This window comes from Streptomyces agglomeratus (assembly GCF_001746415.1).
GTDB lineage: Bacteria > Actinomycetota > Actinomycetes > Streptomycetales > Streptomycetaceae > Streptomyces > Streptomyces agglomeratus.
In genome coordinates this window covers 1,488,319-1,506,436 of record NZ_MEHJ01000001.1, presented here as the reverse complement: position 1 = coordinate 1,506,436, position 18,118 = coordinate 1,488,319, and the positions used below count along the sequence as shown (strand labels likewise).

Sequence of the window (18,118 nt, the reverse complement as noted above, 5' to 3'; positions counted from 1 at the left end):
ACCGGCGTGCGGGCGTACGGGGTACCGGCGTACGGGGTACGGGGTGCGGGGTGCGGGGTACGGGCGTACGGGCGTACGGGGCGTACGGGACCGATTCGGACGCCCGGGGCGGACGGCGCGGATTCAGCGGATCACCGCGTTGAACGGCGGCACCTCGCCCGCCTCGCCGATCAGTTCCCAGAAGTGGTCGACCAGCCGGCGCAGGTACGCGGCGCGCTCGGCCGCGATCTCCTTGAGCCTTGCGTCGTCGTTGCGTGCCACCAGGTGTCCCATGTAGCGCTCGGAGAACGCGGCGAACTCCGCGTGCATCTCGCGCAGCGCGTCGCCCACCAGGGTGCCGTCGACGTGGACGATCTCCGCCACGGGAGCCACGCGCACCTTCCACCGGCCCTCGATGGCCGAACGCAGGTGGCCGGCCAGTTCGTCGACGCGCCCCATGATTCCGATCAGTTTCCGCAGGGAGAGCCCCAGTGCGTCCACCAGAGCCCTGGTCTGCCGCGGATCGCCGTCCCAGCGCTGCGCCGCCTCGGCGGCCCGGTATGCCTCCGCGTCCATGCCGATCCGGTACGCCAGCCGTTCCACGCTCAGCAGTCTGGCCAGCCGGTGCTCGGCCAGGGTGCGCGGTTCGATGCCCATCAGCGTGGTCGGGGTGCACCACAGGACATCGGCCAGCGCGAACAGCTGCGGCTCGGAGGGCACATGGCTGCCCTGCTCCCAGCCCGCTATCAGGTCGGGGTGGGCGGGGGCCCCGCACGCGGCCATGGAGTGGGCCACCTGAGTCGTGGTCAGGCCCATGCGGGCGCGCGCGGCTCTGGCTTCTGTGGAGGAGAACGGAGTGCTGTACACGGACGAGACACCTCGCTGCACCCGGCGGGCTGTGGGCGCTTGGGGGAGACGGACGGGTGGACGAACATCCAGGAGCGGGCAGATTAACAGAAGATCCAGTGGTACGAACCGCCGAGTCGCCTTCGATATGAAGGCGCCCGTACGCACAGCCACTCCGCCGTCACCGCGTGGATCAGGGGCGTTGTCAGTGGTGGGAGGCAGGATGAAGGGCATGACGAACACCTCTGCCGTTCTCGCACATTCCGCCGCATACGCCGAGGCGGTCCAGACCGCGACCCGTGCGGCCGCCGCCTATTACGCCCAGGGCGACAGCGCTCTGGACGACGACGCGTACGACCGGCTGGTGCGGCTGATCGAGGCGTACGAGCAGGAGCATCCGGACGAAGTGCTGCCGGACTCCCCGACCGGGAAGGTGGCCGGCGGCGCCGCCGTTGGGGACGTGCCGCACACGGCGGCGATGCTGTCGCTGGACAACGTGTTCTCCGCCGAGCAGTTCGCCACCTGGACGGCGTCCCTGGAGCGCAGACTCGGCCGGCCGGTGGAGCGGTGGAGCGTCGAGCCGAAGCTCGACGGCCTCGCCGTCGCCGCCCGCTACCGGCAGGGCAGACTCGTCCGGCTCATCACGCGCGGGGACGGCACGGCGGGCGAGGACGTGTCGCACGCGGTGGGCACCATCGTCGGCCTGCCCGGCGAGCTGACCGAGCCCGCCACGTTCGAGGTGCGCGGTGAAGTCCTCATGACGACCGAGCAGTTCGAGAAGGCGAACGCGGTACGCACGGAGCACGGCGGGGAGCCCTTCGCCAACCCGCGCAACGGCGCGGCCGGCACGCTGCGGGCCAAGGACCGCCCGTACACGGTGGAGATGACGTTCTTCGCGTACGGCGCACTCCCGCTGCCCGGCTCGGGCGAACTCGGCGAAGGGCTGGGGGAGTGGACGCACAGCGATATCCTGCGGCGCGTCGCCGCGCTCGGCGTGCACACCGCCGCGGACACCGCCGTCCCGCCGCGCACGGCGGCCACGGTGCAGGAGGTGCAGGCCCGGGTCGAGGAGATCGCCGCGCTGCGCCCCGAGCTGCCGTTCGGCATCGACGGGATCGTCGTCAAGGCCGACTCGGCCGAGGACCAGCGCGAGGCGGGGGCCGGTTCGCGGGCGCCGCGCTGGGCGATCGCGTACAAGCTCCCGGCCGTGGAAAAGGTGACCCGGCTGATCGCCGTCGAGTGGAACGTCGGGCGTACGGGCATCATCGCGCCGCGTGCCGTTCTCGAACCGGTGGAGATCGACGGGTCGACGGTCACGTACGCCACCTTGCACAATCCGGCCGACATCACACGCCGCGACCTGCGCCTGGGCGACCAGGTGATGGTCTACAAGGCCGGCGACATCATTCCGCGCATCGAGGCGCCGGTCGCGCATCTGCGTACCGGTGAGGAACAGCCGATCGCCTTCCCGGAGGCGTGCCCGCAGTGCGGTTCGGAAATCGACGCGAGCGAGCAGCGCTGGCGCTGCGTGCGCGGCCGGAACTGCCGGGTGGTGGCGTCCATCGCGTACGCCGTCGGACGCGACCAGCTCGACATCGAAGGTCTCGGTACGACGCGTGTCGTCCAGCTCGTGGACGCCGGCCTGGTCACCGACTTCGCCGACCTGTTCACCCTCACCCGCGAGCAGCTGCTGACGCTGGACCGGATGGGCGAGACCAGCGCGGACAATCTGCTGGCCGGAATCGACCGGGCCAGGACACAGCCGCTGTCCCGTGTCCTCGCCGCCCTCGGTGTGCGGGGCACCGGCCGCTCCATGTCCCGTCGCATCGCCCGGCACTTCGCGACGATGGACCACCTGCGGGCGGCCGACGCGGACGCGGTGCAGCGGGTGGAGGGCATCGGGGTGGAGAAGGCGCCGGTGATCGTGGCCGAGCTGGCGGAGCTCGGTCCGCTGATCGCCAAGCTCGTGGCGGCGGGTGTGAACATGACGGAGCCGGGCGCGACGCCGCCGGCCGAGGCGGAGGAAGAGGCGGCGGCCGGGCCCACGGGGCCCCTCGGTGGCATGACCGTCGTGGTGACCGGCGCGATGACGGGGCCGCTGGAGAAGCTGAGCCGCAATCAGATGAACGAGGTCATCGAGCGCGCAGGCGGCAAGGCTTCGTCCAGCGTATCGAAGCGCACGTCGTTGGTGGTGGCGGGCGAGAACGCGGGATCCAAGCGGGCGAAGGCGGAGGATCTGGGCGTACGCATCGCCACCCCTGACGAGTTCGCGGTCATGGTCGCGGACGCGCTGCCGACGAGCTAGCCCTCCCCGCGGTACGACGAGGACGGCGGCACCAGCGTCACGCGGAACGCCTTCGGCGCGCCGACGTTGCCCGCGGAGTCGATCGTGCGGTACTCGATCGTGTGCGGGCCGTACTCCGGGGTCGCGTCGTCCCACGGCACCACGCGCGGCGTGCCCAGCTTGCCGTAGACCAGGTCGTCGACGACCGTGCCGCCCGGCGTGAAGCGGAACGGCGCGTCGGCGTCCGTCGGCCAGCCGAAGTAGGTGTACCAGCCGTCCCCGTCGACCCGGAACTGGGTGACCACGTGGCCGCCCTGGGTGTCGCGCGCGGTCAGCTTCATCGTGAACGGGCCGTCATAGACGTGTTCCACCGGCTTTCCCGGCCGCCGCACCGTGCGCAGCGGTTCGGACAGTTCGTACGCCGCCTTCGCGGGCGTCGCGTCGACGGTCCAGGTCAGCGTGCGGTCCGTACCGGCGATGCGGGCCGTCAGGGTGTGGCTGCCGCCCCGCAGTCCCAGCGGGCCCAGGTCGAGATCGCGGTCGTTGCCGGGGTTGTGTACCGGCCGCCCGTCCAGCGTCCACCGCACGCGCGGGGAGCGGCCCGTGGGGTGGGTGGTGTCGGCGTACACGACCGACTCGGCGCCCACCGGTTCCGTGGTGCCGGTGTGCCCCGTGAAGTCCGGGGCCGCCGAGGACGGCTCGGTGATCACCGACGGGTCGACCGTCCACGTGACCGTGCGTGTCAGTGCCGCCGACGCGCGGACGGCCGGGTCCCGTACGAACGGCGTCGGGTCCGTGACCGTCGCGGTCAGCGTGCGGCGGCCGCCCTCGGAGAGGCCGAGCCGTCGCAGATCCAGACTGCGCTCGCCCCCCGCGCCGCCCACCGGCCGGCCGTCCAGCCGCCATACGGTGTCGAGCTCACCGCCGACCGGATGCAGCGTGTCGACCCACACCGTCCGGTCGTCACCGATCGGCGCGCCGTTCGGGGTGTGGCCCTGCACCAGGTTCACCTTGCCGGAGACCGCCTGCGTCATCACCTCCCGTTCGACCTGGTCGAAGGAGTAACCCAGGGTCTTCATCATCGAGTGCCTGCTCGGCCGCCAGACGCCCTTCGTCCGGTACAGACCGCCCTCGTGGCGCCCGATGACGCCGCCGGCGTCGCTGCGCTCGCCCAGCCAGCGCCACCACTTCCGCCGCTCGGCGCGCATCTCCTCCTCGGTGAGGAGCGTGTGGTGCGCGGAGTCCGGTTCCCCGCCCTCGTACGCACCGCCCGGGACCCCGCGCGCGTAGTAGTCGTACTCGTCCTGGAGCTTGCCCAGCGAGTGGCCTATCTCGTGCGGGGTGATGAGGGACGACAGGGCGTTGCCGCCGGACGCGGTGGCGTAGGTGCCGCCCGCGCCTCCGTACGTAGCGCTGTTGGCCAGGCCGACGATCTGCCGGTTGGAACTCTTCGTACCGGGGACCAGGTCGGCCAGGGCCGTCGCCGCCGTCGCGTCGACGGACAGCAGCCGCTGCACACTGGCCGGGTCGCAGCCGCCCCAGAAACCCATGTCCAGCGGCGTGTCACGGCGCGGTGCGTCCAGACCGGGATCGCAGTCGACGCCCGACTCGGCCGACGGCACTTCCACCGCCCAGACGTTGATGTACGAACGGTAGGAGGCGAACGGTTCCATGCTCCACAGCACCTTCAGGTGCTTGTCCACGTCGGCCCGGAAGCCTGCCATGTCGCCGGCGGTGTAACCGTCACCGAGCACGACCAGATTGAAGCGCTTGTCGGCCGGGCCGGTCCGCTGGACGGGCACCACCGTGGCGTTCGCGGTCACGGGATGGGGCGCCGCCGCCGGTGACGCCGCCGCCGGTGCTGCCGCAGTGGCCTGTGGTGTGGTGCCGACGGCGCAGGCGGCGACGAGTGCCCCCGCCACCGCGAGCAGCGCGGGTCTGTTCGGAACTCTCATGGTGCTGCACCCTCCGTCTGCCGTACGAGTGGTGATCACGCGGTGGCGGGGAGCGTACGGGTGCCGTCAACGCCCCGTAAAGAGGTGGGAGTTGTCCTTGGCGCAAACCGTCAGCCGGGCGGGCGCCGTCGTCACCGGCTCCGGCAGGCGCAGGCCGGGACGGCCGGGGGTGACCGAGCCCAGGACGCTCGGCCGCCGGGCACCGGTGCACGAGGGGACGGTGCCGGGCAGCCCGTGCGCGGTCAGCCAGCCCAGGACGGCGAAGGCGTACGCCTCCTTGGCGGCGGACGGCAGCCCCAGCTCGTCCGACGTCCGCAGCACCGCGCCGCCCTCCGCGCCCAGTTCCTCCCGCAGCCACTCCATCAGCACCGGATTGCGGGTGCCCCCGCCCGACGCGATCACCTCCGTCGCCGCGAAGGGCCGGACGGCGTCGGCGACCGTCCGCGCCGTGAGCCGTGTGAGCGTGGCGACGACATCCTCGGCGGCCGGCGTCCCCGAACCGGCCATGGCCGCACGCAGGTAGGGCAGATGGAACAGCTCCTTGCCCGTCGTCTTCGGCGCCGGCGCGGCGTAGTACGGCTCGTCCAGCAGCCGTCGCAGCAGCGGCGCGTGGACGCGTCCCCGGGCGGCGAGCGCACCGTCGGTGTCCATGGAGTACGCTGCCCCGCCGCCGTCCGCGAACTCCCGCACCGCCGCGTCGATCAGCGCGTTCGCGGGCCCGGTGTCGAACGCCAGTGGTTCGCGCGAGACGCCCGCCGAGGCCACGGTGACGTTGCCGATGCCGCCCAGGTTCAGTGCCACCGGCACGCCGGGCCGCCCCCGCAGCCACATGACGTCGACGATGCTCACCAGGGGCGCGCCCTGGCCCCCTGTGGCCACATCGCGCGGACGGAATCCCGAGACGACGGGACGGGACGTGGCCTCGGCGATCCAGGCGGCCTCACCCAACTGGAGCGTGCCGTGGACCCGTCCGCCCTCCGCCCAGTGGTACACGGTCTGCCCGTGCGAGGCAATCAAGTCGGCCCGCCCGCCGCACAGTTCACGGTCCGCCCGGACAGCGGCGGCGGCGAACGCCTGCCCGATGCGCGTGTCGAGCCGGCACACGTCGGCCAGCGTCGTACCGGCGGGCGGCAGCGCCCCGGCGAGCGCGGCCCGCAGTTCGTCGTCGTACACCTCGCTGATCATGCCGAGCGGGGTGAGCACCAGCGTGTCCCCGTCCAGGGCGAGGTCCGCGGCGGCGGCGTCGATGGCGTCGTACGACGTGCCGGACATGAGGCCGATCACCCGCATGCCGCCGCTCACCGCAGCGCCCGCCTGTGGTCGTCGCCGCGCAGCGTCAGCAGCGCGAGGACGCTGACGAGGCAGGTTGCCGCCGCGTAGTAGGCGGGGATGTCGGCGTCACCGGTGCGTTCGACGGCCTCGGTGATGATGAGCCCCGCGCAGCCGGAGAACACGGCATTGGACAGCGAGTAGGCCAGCCCGAGCCCCGTGTAGCGCACCGTGGTCGGGAACATCTCCGCCAGCATCGCGGGTCCGGGCCCCGCCATCAGACCGACGGCCGCTCCCGCGCAGAAGAGCGCCGCCCCCTTCGCGTACGTCGACGCGTCCGGGTCCTGCACCAGGTTCAGCAGCGGCAGCGCGAGCACCGCGACCAGCAGCGCCCCGGTCAGCATCACCGTCCGCCGCCCGAACCGGTCGCTGGCCGTGCCCGCGGGCAGGATCGACGCCGCGAACCCGAGGTTGGCCAGGACGGTGGCGACGAGCGCCTGCTGGAACGTCGCGTTCAGCGTGTTCTGGAGGTACGAGGGGAGTACGACCAGGAAGGTGTACCCGGCCGCAGACCACCCCATGACCCGGCCGGCACCGAGCGCGATCGCCCTGAGCGTCTGCCGGGCGGGTGGTCGCGCGGGCTCGCTCTTCGCCGCCACGTCCCACGCGAAGGCGGGCGTCTCGTCCAGGCGCAGCCGCAGCCACAGCGCGACGAGCCCGAGCGGCAGGGTCAGCAGGAAGGGCACGCGCCAGCCCCACCCGTTCAGCTGCGACACGGTCAGTACCGTCGCGAGCAGCGCCGCCGCGCCCGCGCCCGCGAGCAGCCCGAGCGCGACCGTGAAGGACTGCCACGCTCCGTACCGGCCCCGCCTGTGCGGCGGCGCGAACTCCGTCATGACCGACACCGCGCCGCCGAACTCCCCGCCCGCCGAGAGACCTTGCAGAATGCGCAGCAGCGTCAGCAGCCAGGGCGCGGCCGCACCGATGGAGGCGTACGTCGGCAGTACCCCGATCAGCGCCGTGGCGCCCGTCATCAGGCAGATCACCAGGATGAGCGTCGGCCGGCGGCCGATCCGGTCACCGAGCCGCCCGAACAGCGCCGCGCCGACGGGACGGAAGAAGAACGCCAGGGCGAACGACGCGTACGTCTTGACGAGCGCCTCCGCGCCGCTGCCGCCCTCGGGGGTGAAGAAGTGCGCCGCGATGACGGTGGCGAAGTAGCCGTAGACGCCGAACTCGTACCACTCGATGAAGTTGCCGACGGAGCCCGCCACCAGCGCCCGCCGCGAGCGGACCGGCCGGGCCGCCGTGGGCACAGGACCGTGGACGGGAGTGGTCATGAGATGCCGGGGAGGGGCGTGGTCATGAGAGACCGTGGACGGGAGTGGACATGAGGCCAGGGTGCGCAACCGGGCGGCCCCGCCACAAGTACCGTGCGCCGCCCGCCACCTGAGTGGCCCCGCCCGGTTACGGCAGCCGGCCCTGTCCCGCGTGTGCGGAACAGGGCCGGCTGTTCACTTGGGCGTACGCGCGCTCACACGCCCGGCGGAACCCGGGCGGGCCGCCCCGACCCGCGCGTCAGCCTGTACCCGGCGAGGGCCGCGGCCGCGCCGAGAACGCCCCCGCCGGCCGTCCACAGCCAGCGCGACGACCACCAGCCGGACGAGAACGTGTCACCGGCGGCCTCCGCCACCTCCGCGCCGGACGCGCCGGGCACCAGCGGGACCGACAGCGCGCCGTCGACCGCCCGTGCGCCGCCCGCGTCCCGCGTCGTCGCCACGACCTCCGCGCCCACCGGCAGACCCAGGTCCTCCTGCGGCAGATCGACCACCGTCAGCCGTACGTAGTAGCTCCCCGGCAGGGGATCGTCGGCCCACGGCTCCGCCCATGCCCTGACCGTGCGCAGCGTGCACGACAGGTCCACCGACGCGGCGTCCTTCGGCGCCGCCTCGGCCTGACCGCCGTGGACGCACGCCTGCCGCCGCCGCAGTCCGTCGTACACGTCGAGCTGCCAGGTGGCGGCGCCGTGCCGGGCGGCGGCCTCCGGGAGCTTCACGGTGGCGCGCACGGTGGCGGTGCTCCCCGCGTCGGCGTCGAAGGCCCAGTAGAGGTAGTCACCGGTGGACGCCTCGGCCGTGGCCCGCTGGTCCGGCCGGATCTTCGTCGCCGTACGGAACGTGGTGCCCGCCTCGGTCGGCGCGGCCTCCTCGTCCCCGTCCCGGGCCGCGGCGCCCGGCGAGGGCGTCGAGTCCGCGAGGGCGGGGGCGGGGGCGGCGAAGAGCGCGGCGCCCGCCAGTACGGCACAGGTCAGCAGACGGGTCGTCGTACGCATCAGTGGGTCCTCCATACGGCGAAGCGCCAGCGCGAGATCCAGCCCCACAGCAGTCCGGCGAGCAGACCGGTCAGCGCGAGCACGCCGAGCAGCCACCAGCCGTGGCCGAGACCGAACAACGCGACGTCCGACGCCTCGTCGGGGCCGTCCACCAGGTCGATGGTCAGCTCGACGGGCAGGCCGGGCGTGGTCTTGACGGACGCGGGAGCGGAGAAGGAGTTGCTGACCTGGAGACACACGGTCTCGGCCGCAGGCTTGACCTCGCCGTCGGTGTCGTCGTCGAGCGGTGCCTTCGGGTAGCGCAGGCCGGTCGAGATCACGTCCGTACGGCCGTCGCCCGCCTCGGAGCCGCGCACGATCTCCCGGCCGCGCGTGGTCACCGCCCGCAGCAGCACTCCGTAGTCACGGGCGACGGCGCGGTCGGCGCCGATGCTGACCGAGGCACGCAGCTCCTGACCGGGCAGTACGCCGACCCGGTACCAGCGGTGCTCGGAGAACTTCTCGCGGTCGGTGTAGAGACCGGCCCCGAGCTCGGGCGCGTCGGCGCACCGGCCGGTGCCCTCGGTCGCGACCGGAGTGACGACGGGGTCGGCGGCGCGGTCAACCAACTGCTTGACCCGGCCAGACAGTTCGTCGGTGTGCTGTACGGCGGTGTACGTGCCGCCGGTGGCCTCCGCGATGCACGTCAGCTGCTGGCGGATCTTCGCGTTCGGGACCAGGCCGAGCGTGTCGACGACCAGGTGGGTGCCCTTCGCGGCGATCTCCCGGGCGACCTCGCACGGGTCGAGCGGGCCGCAGGTGTCCTCGCCGTCGGTGATGAGGACGATCCTGCGGGTGCCGTCACCGCCTTCGAGGTCGTCGGCCGCGCCGAGGAGCGCGGGCCCGATCGGCGTCCAGCCGGTGGGGGAGAGCGTCGCGACGGCGGTCTTGGCCTCGGTCCTGTCGAGCGGGCCGACCGGGTAGAGCTGCCGGGTGTCCTTGCAGCCGGTCTTGCGGTTGTCGCCGGGGTAGTCGGCGCCGAGGGTGCGTATGCCGAGCAGCACCTCGTCCGGCACGGCGTCCAGTACGTCGTTGAACGCCTGCTTGGCGGCGGCCATCCGGGACTGGCCGTCGATGTCCTTGGCCCGCATGGAGCCGCTGACATCGAGGACCAGTTCGACCTTGGGGGAATCGCGGGAGTCCGGTTCGTCGGCGGCAGCGGCGGCTGCGGCGGGCCCGGCCGGGAGGAGTCCGGCGGCCAGGGCGACGAACAGGCCGAACGCCCCTGCCGTCAGCCGTTTTCTTGTGATCATCGCCGGATCCTATTGAAGATGGCCCCCGCCGCCCAAAACGCGGAGGGCGCCCAGCTCGGCACCACACCCCTGGCCCGGCCCACCGCCGAACGCGTCGCGCCGGCCTGCCGGTTGATGGAGCGCGGCGATCCCGCCGTCGAATCCGCCGCCCGCGCGAGCGGACTCGGTACGGCGGCCAACCTCCGTGCCGGCCGCGCCGCCGCACCGGACTCACCCCCAGCGCCTGCCGCGAACGCTTCGCACCTGGCGCGTGAACCGGCCAATGCCGACGCTCCCGCGACACATGTCGGGCGCATTTCAGGATGCGGACGTTTCCCGCTCCGACCTGGACAATCGGCCTCGCCCACTGCGACGCTCCCGCCATGCGCCCTGCCACCCGGCCCCGCCGCCGCACCACCTCCCCCGCCCAGTTCGCGACCTTCGCGGCGCTCACCGTGACGGCCGTCGCAGCCGTCACCGGCTGCGCCCCGCAGCCCGAGTCCCCGGTCGCCGCGCCCGGGGCATCGGCGAGCTGCGCGCCCGGCAAACTGTCCACCGAGGTGCCCGGCAAGCTGACCATCGGGACGGACAAGCCCGCGTACGCACCGTGGTTCGAGGACGACGACCCGGCGAACGGCAAGGGTTTCGAGTCGGCCGTCGCGCACGCCGTGGCGAAGAAGCTCGGCTACGGCAAGGACGAAGTGGTCTGGCAGACCGTGCCGTTCAACACCGCCTTCGCGCCGGGCGAGAAGAAGTTCGACTTCGACATCAACCAGATCTCCATCAGCGACAGCCGCAAGAAGGCCGTCTCCTTCTCCTCCGGCTACTACGACGTCCGCCAGGCCGTCATCGCGCTCAAGTCCTCCAAGGCCGCGAAGGTCACGACCCTGGCCGGCCTCAAGGACGTCAAGCTCGGCGCACAGGTCGGCTCCACCAGCCTCGACGTCGTCAACGACGTCATCAGGCCCGGGCAGCGGCCCGCCGTCTTCCAGAAGAACGACTTCGCCAAGACCGCGCTCAAGAACGGCCAGGTCGAAGCGATCGTCCTCGACCTCCCCACCGCCTTCTACATCACCTCGGCGGAAGTCCCCGAAGCGAAGATCGTCGGCCAGCTGGAGAACACCGGCGGCGCCGGCGAGCAGTTCGGTCTCGTACTCGACAAGGACAGCGGGCTCACGTCCTGCGTGACCGGCGCCGTGGACGCCCTGCGCGCGGACGGGACGCTCGCGGGGCTGGAGAAGCGGTGGCTGTCGGAGGCCGCCGACGCTCCGGTGCTCAAGTGACCGTGGAGAAGACGGACGGCGTGGTGGTGGAGGACGTGTACGTCCCCTCCGCCCGGCGCCTCGAACGCGAGCGCCACCGGCGCGCCCGCACCCGCCGCGCCACCGCCGTCGCGGCCCTGAGCACGCTCGCCACCGCCGCCGTCCTCTACCTCGTCGTCACCAACTCCCCGGGCTGGCCGCGTACGCGCGAGACCTTCTTCAGCGCCGAGTACGCCCGAGACGCGCTGCCCGAGGTCATCGACGGCCTCTGGCTCAACCTGCGGCTGCTCGTCGTCTGCGGCGCCGCCGTCCTCGTCATCGGCATGCTCCTCGCCGTGGCGCGCACCCTGCGCGGGCCGGTGTTCTTCCCGCTGCGCGCCCTGGCGGCGGCGTACACCGACTTCTTCCGCGGCCTGCCGCTGATCATCTGCCTGCTGCTGGTCGTCTTCGGCGTACCCGCCCTGCGCCTGGCCGGTGTCACCACCGACCCCGTGCTGCTCGGCGGCGCGGCGCTCACCCTGACCTATTCGGCGTACGTCGCCGAGGTCTTCCGGGCCGGCATCGAGTCGGTCCACCCCTCGCAGCGGGCGGCGGCCCGCTCGCTGGGCCTCTCCAACGGACAGGCGCTGCGCTTCGTGGTGCTGCCGCAGGCCGTGCGCCGGGTGGTGCCGCCGCTGCTCAACGACCTGGTGTCGCTCCAGAAGGACACCGGCCTCGTCTCCATCGCGGGCGCCGTCGACGCCGTGTACGCGGCACAGATCATCGCGAGCAAGGAATTCAACTACACGCCGTACGTCGTCGCCGGCCTCGTCTTCGTCGCGCTGACCATCCCGATGACGCGCTTCACCGACTGGGTGACGGCCCGCATGGACCGGCGGCGAGCCCAGGGAGGCACCACATGACCGGCACCGGGACACCGGTCCTGCGGCTGGAAGGCGTACGCAAGACCTTCGGGCGCGACACGGTAGTGCTGCGTGACGTGAACCTCGACGTCGCCCCGCACACCGTCACGGCTCTCATCGGCGCGTCCGGATCGGGCAAATCGACTCTCCTGCGCTGCGCGAACCTCCTGGAGGAGATCGACGACGGCGCGATCTTCCTCGACGGCGAGGACATCACCGACCCGAGGGCCGACGCGGACACCGTGCGGCGCCGGATCGGCGTCGTGTTCCAGGCGTACAACCTCTTCCCGCACATGACGGTGCTCGACAACATCACCCTCGCGCCGAGGCGCGTACACGGCACGTCGCGGTCGCAGGCGCAGGCGCACGCCCTCGAACTCCTCGACCGGCTCGGCCTCGCCGGCAAGGCGAGCGCCTACCCCGACCGCCTCAGCGGCGGCCAGCAGCAGCGCGTCGCCATCGCCCGGGCCCTCGCCGTACGCCCGCGCCTGCTGCTGCTCGACGAGATCACGGCGGCGCTGGACCCGGAGCTGGTGGGGGAGGTCCTGAACGTCGTACGGGATCTCAAGGGGGACGGCATGACGATGGTCCTCGCCACCCACGAGATGGGCTTCGCGCGTGAAGTGGCCGACCAGGTCTGCTTCCTGGACGGCGGAGTCGTACTGGAACGCGGCTCGCCGGAGCAGATCTTCGGCGACCCCCGGGAGGAACGCACCCGGCGGTTCCTGCGGCGGATTGTCGAAGCCGGGCGCCTGTGACCGCTTCCGGTGATAGACCAGAACGGTGACGGTACGGGGGCGACGACTTCTCAGTTACGGCGACGCGGTGGCGATTCTCGGCGGCGACAGCGCCGCCCTGACGGCGGCCGACCGGGCACTGGCCGGGGCCCTGTCCATGGCCACGGGCGGGACCAGCGACGCGGTGCTCAACCTGTTCGAGGCGCGGGGGGGGGTGCTCAGGCTCGGACGGGACCTGACGACCGGACTGCGGGAGCGGCTGGGGTCCTGCGAACGGGCGGAGCGTACGGAACGGATCGCGGCGGCGCACGCGGTGATCGTGGTGACGGCGTACTTCGAAGCACTCGGTGAGCTGGAACTTCCGTTCCGCTTCGCCGAACTGGAGCTGACGCGGCGCGAGCAGATCAGCCTTGCGGGGGGCCAGGACGACGGACAAGGCTTCGTGCACCGCCTGGTCACGTCCGCCGTCCCGCAGCCCGCCCCGCACCAGCCGTACGAGCAGGTTCTCCACGAACTCCAGCACTGGTACGCGGCCCTCAGTGCCCGGCTGCACCCGTTCATCACCGGCCTCGCCGTGTGGGACCGTCTGGACGAGACGCAGCGGTGCGCGGCCGAGGAAGCCATGGCCGACCGTCTGTACGCGGCGGCGACCGAGCGCTACCAGGAGCTGTTCGCCCAACTGGCGCTCGAAGTGCCCGAGTTCGGCTTCTGGTCCGGCCAGATCGAGCACCAGGCCACGCGTACCGGCATCCGCCGGGCGCTCACCGGCATCGAGGCGGCCCTCGCGGGCCTGACCCCGGTACGCCCGTTCACCCACGCGGCAGCCGCCCTCGCCACCGGCTACCGGGCAGCCCTGCCGCGCCCCATCCTGGCCGAGGGAGAGGCACCGACCGGCGTGTGCCTGCCCACCCTCGGCGAGGGGTACGTCGATCCGGACTTCCGCGTCCGGGCCGTCACCGAGGGCCCGAACGGGCCCGCCGAAGAGGAGTGGTGGGAGAGCGCCCCCGTACGGTCCGACCTCACCGAGTACCTCGCGGGCGCCCTCACCTCGGTCGCCTCCACCGCCGCACCCCTGGTCGTGCTCGGCCAGCCCGGCGCCGGGAAGTCCGTACTGACCAAGATCCTCGCGGCCAGGCTGCCCGATGCCGGCTATCTGCCGGTGCGGATCATCCTGCGCGAAGTGCCGGCCGACGCCGACGTACAGGACCAGATCGAGCACGCCGTACGCGCCACGACAGGCGAGCGGGCCTCCTGGCCGGATCTGGTCCGGGCCGCCGACGGAGCGGTCCCCGTCCTCCTCTTCGACGGTTTCGACGAGCTGCTCCAGGCCACCGGCGTCAGCCAGTCCGACTACCTGGTACGGGTGGCCCGCTTCCAGCAGCGCGAAGCCGACCAGGGGCGGCCGGTACTCGCGCTCGTCACCAGCCGCACCGCCGTCGCCGACCGCGCCCGCTACCCCGAAGGCGCGGTGGCCCTGCGCCTGGAACCCTTCCGGGAGCGGCAGGTCGAGCGCTGGCTGCGCCTGTGGAACCGCCTCAACGAGCCGTACCTCACCGCGAACGGACTGCGCCCGCTGCCCCCGTCCGTCGCGGCCCGCCACCAGGCCCTCGCCTCCCAGCCGCTGCTCCTGCTGATGCTCGCCCTGTACGACGCGACGGGGAACGCGCTGCAATGCGGGACGCGGGACGACGAACCCCTGGACGAGGCCGAGCTCTACGAGGAGCTCCTGGTGTCCTTCGCCGTCCGCGAGGTCGGCAAGTCCGCCACGGCGCTGTCGAAACCGCAACTGGCCGTCCGGGTCGAGCAGGAGCTCCAGCGCCTCTCCCTGATCTCCTTCGGCATGCTCAACCGGCACCGGCAGTGGATCACCACCACCGAACTGGAGCAGGACCTGACGGCGCTGCTCGGCCGCCCCCAGTCGCCGCAGGCCACCGGCTTCCGCGCGCCGCTCGACCAGGCGGAGATCGCGCTCGGCCGGTTCTTCTTCGTCCAGCGGGCCCAGGCGCTCCGCGACGACCACCGGCTGGCGACGTACGAATTCCTGCACGCCACCTTCGGCGAATACCTGGCCGCCCGTCTCGCCGTACACCTGCTCACCGGCCTGCTCGACCAGCGCCCCGCGCTCTCGCTCGGCCGTACCGGCGTCGACGACGACCTGCTGTACGTCCTGCTGTCGTACGCGCCGCTGTCGTCACGCCAGATGCTGCGCTTCGTCGCCGCCCGCATCCGCCACATCGCACCGGAGGACCGCGACCGGCTGGGCGAACTCCTCGTCACCGTGATGGCCGACCACCGCAACCGCACCGAACACCGCTTCGCCGAATACCGGCCGACCCTCCGTGCGACTTCCTCGCGCCACGGCCTCTACGGCGCGAACCTCATGATGCTGACGGTTCTGGTCAGGGACGGGGTGAAGGCGAGCGTGGTGTTCCCCGACGACGCCAATCCGGCCGGGACCTGGCACCGTCACGTCCTGCTGTGGCGGTCGGCCTTCACCGAACCGGAGTGGACGGACTTCGCGGTCGCGCTGGACCTCCGCCACGTCTGGACCGACGGCCGGCGGGACCTGGACATCCGGCCGACCGCGGACGCTCTCGTCCCCGAACCGGTCGACGCCTACTGGCTGTACGGCCGTCCGCCGGGCCACGGGGACCGGACCGGCGGCATCTGCTGGTCCCGGCCCTACCCGGACCAGATCCGGCACAAGATGGCGGTGTCGGGCGGCACGAACGACGCCGTCGTCCTGCACGCCGTCGACCCGCTGTTCCGCCGGCTGGGCTCCGCCGTCACGACCTTCGTCGGCACGCCGGACGGGACCGCCACCTCGGTCGCGCACAGCCTGACGGACCTGTGGCTGGCGAGCCGACTCGGCACCCCGGACGGCGAACTGGGCGTTCTCTACGAGCGCTGCGGCACCTTCCTGCGGCGGTACTCCGGTCTCGACTCCTCCACCCGGCGCTGCGCCACCTGGATCATCCTGGGGCAACTGGCCGACGACGCGGGCCGACTCCCCCCGCCCGTGGTGGCGCGGGTGCTGGGCGCGCTGTATCCGGTGGAGCTCGAGCCGCACGCCCTGGAAGCGCTGGCCAGGGCCGCCATGGGGGCACTGGAGGCGGGCGCCACGGGGGAGGACCGCGCCGCGCTGCGGGCCTGCTGGGAGGCGGCGGTGGACGTTCTCCTGGGGGCGGACGCCTTCGGCCGGGTGCTGGCCCTGTGGGCCGCGACCAGTGAGGCGCAGTGGGCGAGCGGGTGGTTCGGCGACGCGGCCCGTCAGGTGCTGGACCGGCTCACCGGCGACCAGCTGCGCGACGTACCGCCGGAGACCACGGCCCGGGTACGCGCCCTGGCCGCCGCGTACCCGGGACGGCCGGAGGCGTCCTGACCGTCACCCGAGATCGAGCGCGTTCCGCAGCCCCAGCCGGTAGCGCGTCCGGTCGTGCCGCTTCAGGAACTCGATCTCCGGCGGCCGGAACAGTGGTGTGACCGTGCAGCGGGGTGCCGCCGAACCGGCGCGGTCCAGCAGGGCGTTGACCGCCGCGCGGGCCGACGCGTTCGCGCCCTCCATCGTCGCCAGGTCGATGTCGACGGACACGTAGTCGCCCGCCAGGTAGAAGTTGGGGATCCTGGTGGCCGCCGAGGGACGGTTGTGCAGCGTGCCCACGGGGTGGATCAGCAGCTCGTCCTCGTTGGTCGGGTTCGGGGTTCCGATGCCGTCCACCCCCGGGTCGAGGAACCACGAGTGCAGGGCGCTGTCGCGCAGCACCGTCCTGCCGGTGTCGTTGAGCGCGGCCTTGAGCTGGGCCCACACCTCGCGCGCGACCTCCTCGCGGGTGCACTGCTTGGCCGTCTTCCCGTACAGAATCCCGGGCTTGTCCCACTCGGAGATGTCGACCGACAGGCAGTCCGCCGCCGTGCCGTCGCCGTAGTCGGCGGCGAAGTCCCGGCCGGGCCAGTGCTGGGCCTGGGCGATGGCGGTCAGCGACCAGGGCGAGTCGATGCAGTTCACGTGGCCGTGCAGGATCGGCGTACGTTCCGTCAGATAGAACTGGATGCCCGTCATCCAGTCCGTCCTGAGCCGATCGCACCGCGCCAGTTGCGGATCGGCGGCGCGCATCGCGGCGTTCCAGGTGGGGCGCGCGTGCTCCACCGGGAGGGCGCAGACGTAGTGCCCGGCGGTCACGGTCCGGCGTACGCCGTCGGGGTCCTCGATCATCGCCGCCGAGATCTTCCCGTCGGCGTACCTCATCTCCCGTACGGTCCAGCCGACCCGGAAATCGACGCCGAGGCCGCGCAGATGGTCCACCCACGGGTCGATCCACGCCTCGTTCGTCGGGGCGTTGAGGATGCGGTCCGGCGGGCCGTCGGCGCCCCGGCCCAGCGCGTTGAGCACGAAAGCCTCGCCGAGCGTGCCGACCGTGCGTGTACTCGCCTCCTCGGCCTTCGTCGCGACGATGTTGCGGGTGACGCCGATGGCGAGGATGCGCTGGTAGTCCTTGGACATGCGCGCGGCCCGGGTGAACTCCCACCAGGGCGTGCGCTCCCAGGTGTCGTCGCGCCGCTCGTCGCAGCTGGTCAGGAAGACCAGGGCGCGGTTCACGAAGTACGCGCTCTCGTGCGCGGGGAGGTTCGCGGCCGTTTCGAGCAGCCCGGTCAGCGCGCGGCGCACGTCGTCGAGGGTGAGCTCGGCCGGCTGGTGGCCGGGCCAGGGAATCGGCATCCGCAGGTCCTCGCGGCCCGTGCGGGCGAACATCATCTCGCGCGGCGCCACGAGGTTGTCGTGCACGCCGTTGGCGTTGCCGGGGAACGGGATGCGCCGCATCGTGTCCGGCAGGTTGTGGTAGATGCCGGGTATGAAGCGGAAGCCGTGCTCGGCGGGCAGCGGCCTGCGCCCGCCCTTCGCGCTCTTCGGTACGTCCATGCTGCGGGCCTTGCCGCCGAGCGCCCGCCTCTCGTACACGGTGACGGCGAAACCGCGCTCGGCGAGTTCGTGCGCGGCCGTGAGGCCCGCGACCCCGCCGCCCAGTACGGCGACCGTCTGTCCGGCCGGTGCGGTGTCCGCACCCGTGCCGCGGGCACCGGCGGCTGTCGCGGGGGCGGCCGACACCGGCGCCGCTCCCAGCGCGATCGCGCCGCCCGCGGCCGCGGCCCCTGCCACGAAGGTGCGTCTGGAACTTCCCATGGCCCGTCCCCCTGTCGCCTTACCGGCGGTAACTGTCGCGTCAGGCCCAGGAGAATACGGGCGGCCCCCAGGGCCCGGAAGGCACGTGCGGGCCCAGCGCGC

Annotated in this window: 12 protein-coding genes and 1 pseudogene; 6 read left to right on the top strand and 7 right to left on the bottom strand. The window is 72.5% G+C overall.

The window, feature by feature from the left end; all coding sequences use genetic code 11:
* Positions 1-123: 123 nt before the first annotated feature.
* Complete coding sequence (locus AS594_RS06205) at positions 124-846, bottom strand: transcriptional regulator (RefSeq protein WP_240508952.1); 723 nt, start codon at positions 844-846, stop codon at positions 124-126.
* A 202-nt stretch (positions 847-1,048) separates the two neighbouring features.
* Here AS594_RS06205 and ligA point away from each other — a divergent pair, with 202 nt between their 5' ends.
* Positions 1,049-3,130, top strand: coding sequence for an NAD-dependent DNA ligase LigA (gene ligA / locus AS594_RS06200; protein WP_069933330.1), 2,082 nt, complete (start codon positions 1,049-1,051; stop codon positions 3,128-3,130).
* On the opposite strand, the gene AS594_RS06195 is transcribed toward ligA, so the two are convergent.
* From AS594_RS06195 to AS594_RS06175, 5 genes are all read right to left on the bottom strand, one after another.
* Positions 3,127-5,064 carry a M64 family metallopeptidase gene (locus AS594_RS06195; protein WP_079148268.1) on the bottom strand — a complete coding sequence of 646 codons (1,938 nt, stop codon included), beginning with the start codon at positions 5,062-5,064 and terminating at the stop codon, positions 3,127-3,129. The two genes, ligA and AS594_RS06195, sit on opposite strands and share 4 nt — an antisense overlap.
* Before the next feature lie 66 nt (positions 5,065-5,130).
* Positions 5,131-6,354, bottom strand: coding sequence for an anhydro-N-acetylmuramic acid kinase (locus AS594_RS06190; RefSeq protein ID WP_069933331.1), 1,224 nt, complete (start codon positions 6,352-6,354; stop codon positions 5,131-5,133).
* Between the two features lie 8 nt (positions 6,355-6,362).
* On the bottom strand, positions 6,363-7,673 hold the full coding sequence (locus tag AS594_RS06185) for an MFS transporter (protein ID WP_069933332.1): 1,311 nt from the start codon (positions 7,671-7,673) through the stop codon (positions 6,363-6,365).
* A 194-nt stretch (positions 7,674-7,867) separates the two neighbouring features.
* A complete protein-coding gene (locus AS594_RS06180; RefSeq protein ID WP_069933333.1) occupies positions 7,868-8,665 on the bottom strand; it encodes a hypothetical protein in 798 nt (265 codons plus the stop codon).
* Positions 8,665-9,957, bottom strand: coding sequence for a VWA domain-containing protein (locus AS594_RS06175; protein WP_069933334.1), 1,293 nt, complete (start codon positions 9,955-9,957; stop codon positions 8,665-8,667). Before AS594_RS06175 ends, AS594_RS06180 begins: the two co-directional genes overlap by 1 nt.
* Before the next feature lie 48 nt (positions 9,958-10,005).
* Between AS594_RS06175 and AS594_RS46015 the strand changes: the two are divergent.
* The 5 genes and pseudogenes from AS594_RS46015 to AS594_RS06155 form a co-directional block, all read left to right on the top strand.
* Positions 10,006-10,211: pseudogene (locus AS594_RS46015) on the top strand (AraC family transcriptional regulator); the annotation flags it as partial.
* 108 nt (positions 10,212-10,319) lie between these two features.
* Positions 10,320-11,219 (top strand): ABC transporter substrate-binding protein, encoded by a 900-nt coding sequence (locus AS594_RS06170; protein ID WP_079144769.1) that lies wholly within the window; start codon positions 10,320-10,322, stop codon positions 11,217-11,219.
* A 2-nt stretch (positions 11,220-11,221) separates the two neighbouring features.
* Positions 11,222-12,100: an amino acid ABC transporter permease gene (locus AS594_RS06165; RefSeq protein ID WP_420877884.1), complete on the top strand. Its 879-nt coding sequence runs from the start codon at positions 11,222-11,224 to the stop codon at positions 12,098-12,100.
* Positions 12,097-12,858 (top strand): amino acid ABC transporter ATP-binding protein, encoded by a 762-nt coding sequence (locus AS594_RS06160; RefSeq protein WP_069926057.1) that lies wholly within the window; start codon positions 12,097-12,099, stop codon positions 12,856-12,858. Before AS594_RS06165 ends, AS594_RS06160 begins: the two co-directional genes overlap by 4 nt.
* 25 nt (positions 12,859-12,883) lie before the next feature.
* Positions 12,884-16,219, top strand: coding sequence for an NACHT domain-containing protein (locus AS594_RS06155; protein ID WP_141747153.1), 3,336 nt, complete (start codon positions 12,884-12,886; stop codon positions 16,217-16,219).
* A 3-nt stretch (positions 16,220-16,222) separates the two neighbouring features.
* Here the strand turns inward: AS594_RS06155 and AS594_RS06150 are convergent, their stop codons facing one another.
* Entirely contained in the window at positions 16,223-18,016 is a 1,794-nt protein-coding gene (locus AS594_RS06150) for a hydroxysqualene dehydroxylase (RefSeq protein ID WP_069926055.1), read from the bottom strand.
* Positions 18,017-18,118 lie beyond the last annotated feature (102 nt).

Bases quoted from the DNA above. Each gene is read 5' to 3' on its own strand.
- AS594_RS06190 (WP_069933331.1), bottom strand. From the start codon at position 6,354: ATGCGGGTGATCGGCCTCATGTCCGGCACGTCGTACGACGCCATCGAC.
- AS594_RS06185 (WP_069933332.1), bottom strand. From the start codon at position 7,673: ATGACCACTCCCGTCCACGGTCCTGTGCCCACGGCGGCCCGGCCGGTC.
- AS594_RS06180 (WP_069933333.1), bottom strand. From the start codon at position 8,665: ATGCGTACGACGACCCGTCTGCTGACCTGTGCCGTACTGGCGGGCGCC.
- AS594_RS06150 (WP_069926055.1), bottom strand. From the start codon at position 18,016: ATGGGAAGTTCCAGACGCACCTTCGTGGCAGGGGCCGCGGCCGCGGGC.
- AS594_RS06160 (WP_069926057.1), top strand. From the start codon at position 12,097: ATGACCGGCACCGGGACACCGGTCCTGCGGCTGGAAGGCGTACGCAAG.
- ligA (WP_069933330.1), top strand. From the start codon at position 1,049: ATGAAGGGCATGACGAACACCTCTGCCGTTCTCGCACATTCCGCCGCA.
- AS594_RS06175 (WP_069933334.1), bottom strand. From the start codon at position 9,957: ATGATCACAAGAAAACGGCTGACGGCAGGGGCGTTCGGCCTGTTCGTC.
- AS594_RS06170 (WP_079144769.1), top strand. From the start codon at position 10,320: ATGCGCCCTGCCACCCGGCCCCGCCGCCGCACCACCTCCCCCGCCCAG.
- AS594_RS06195 (WP_079148268.1), bottom strand. From the start codon at position 5,064: ATGAGAGTTCCGAACAGACCCGCGCTGCTCGCGGTGGCGGGGGCACTC.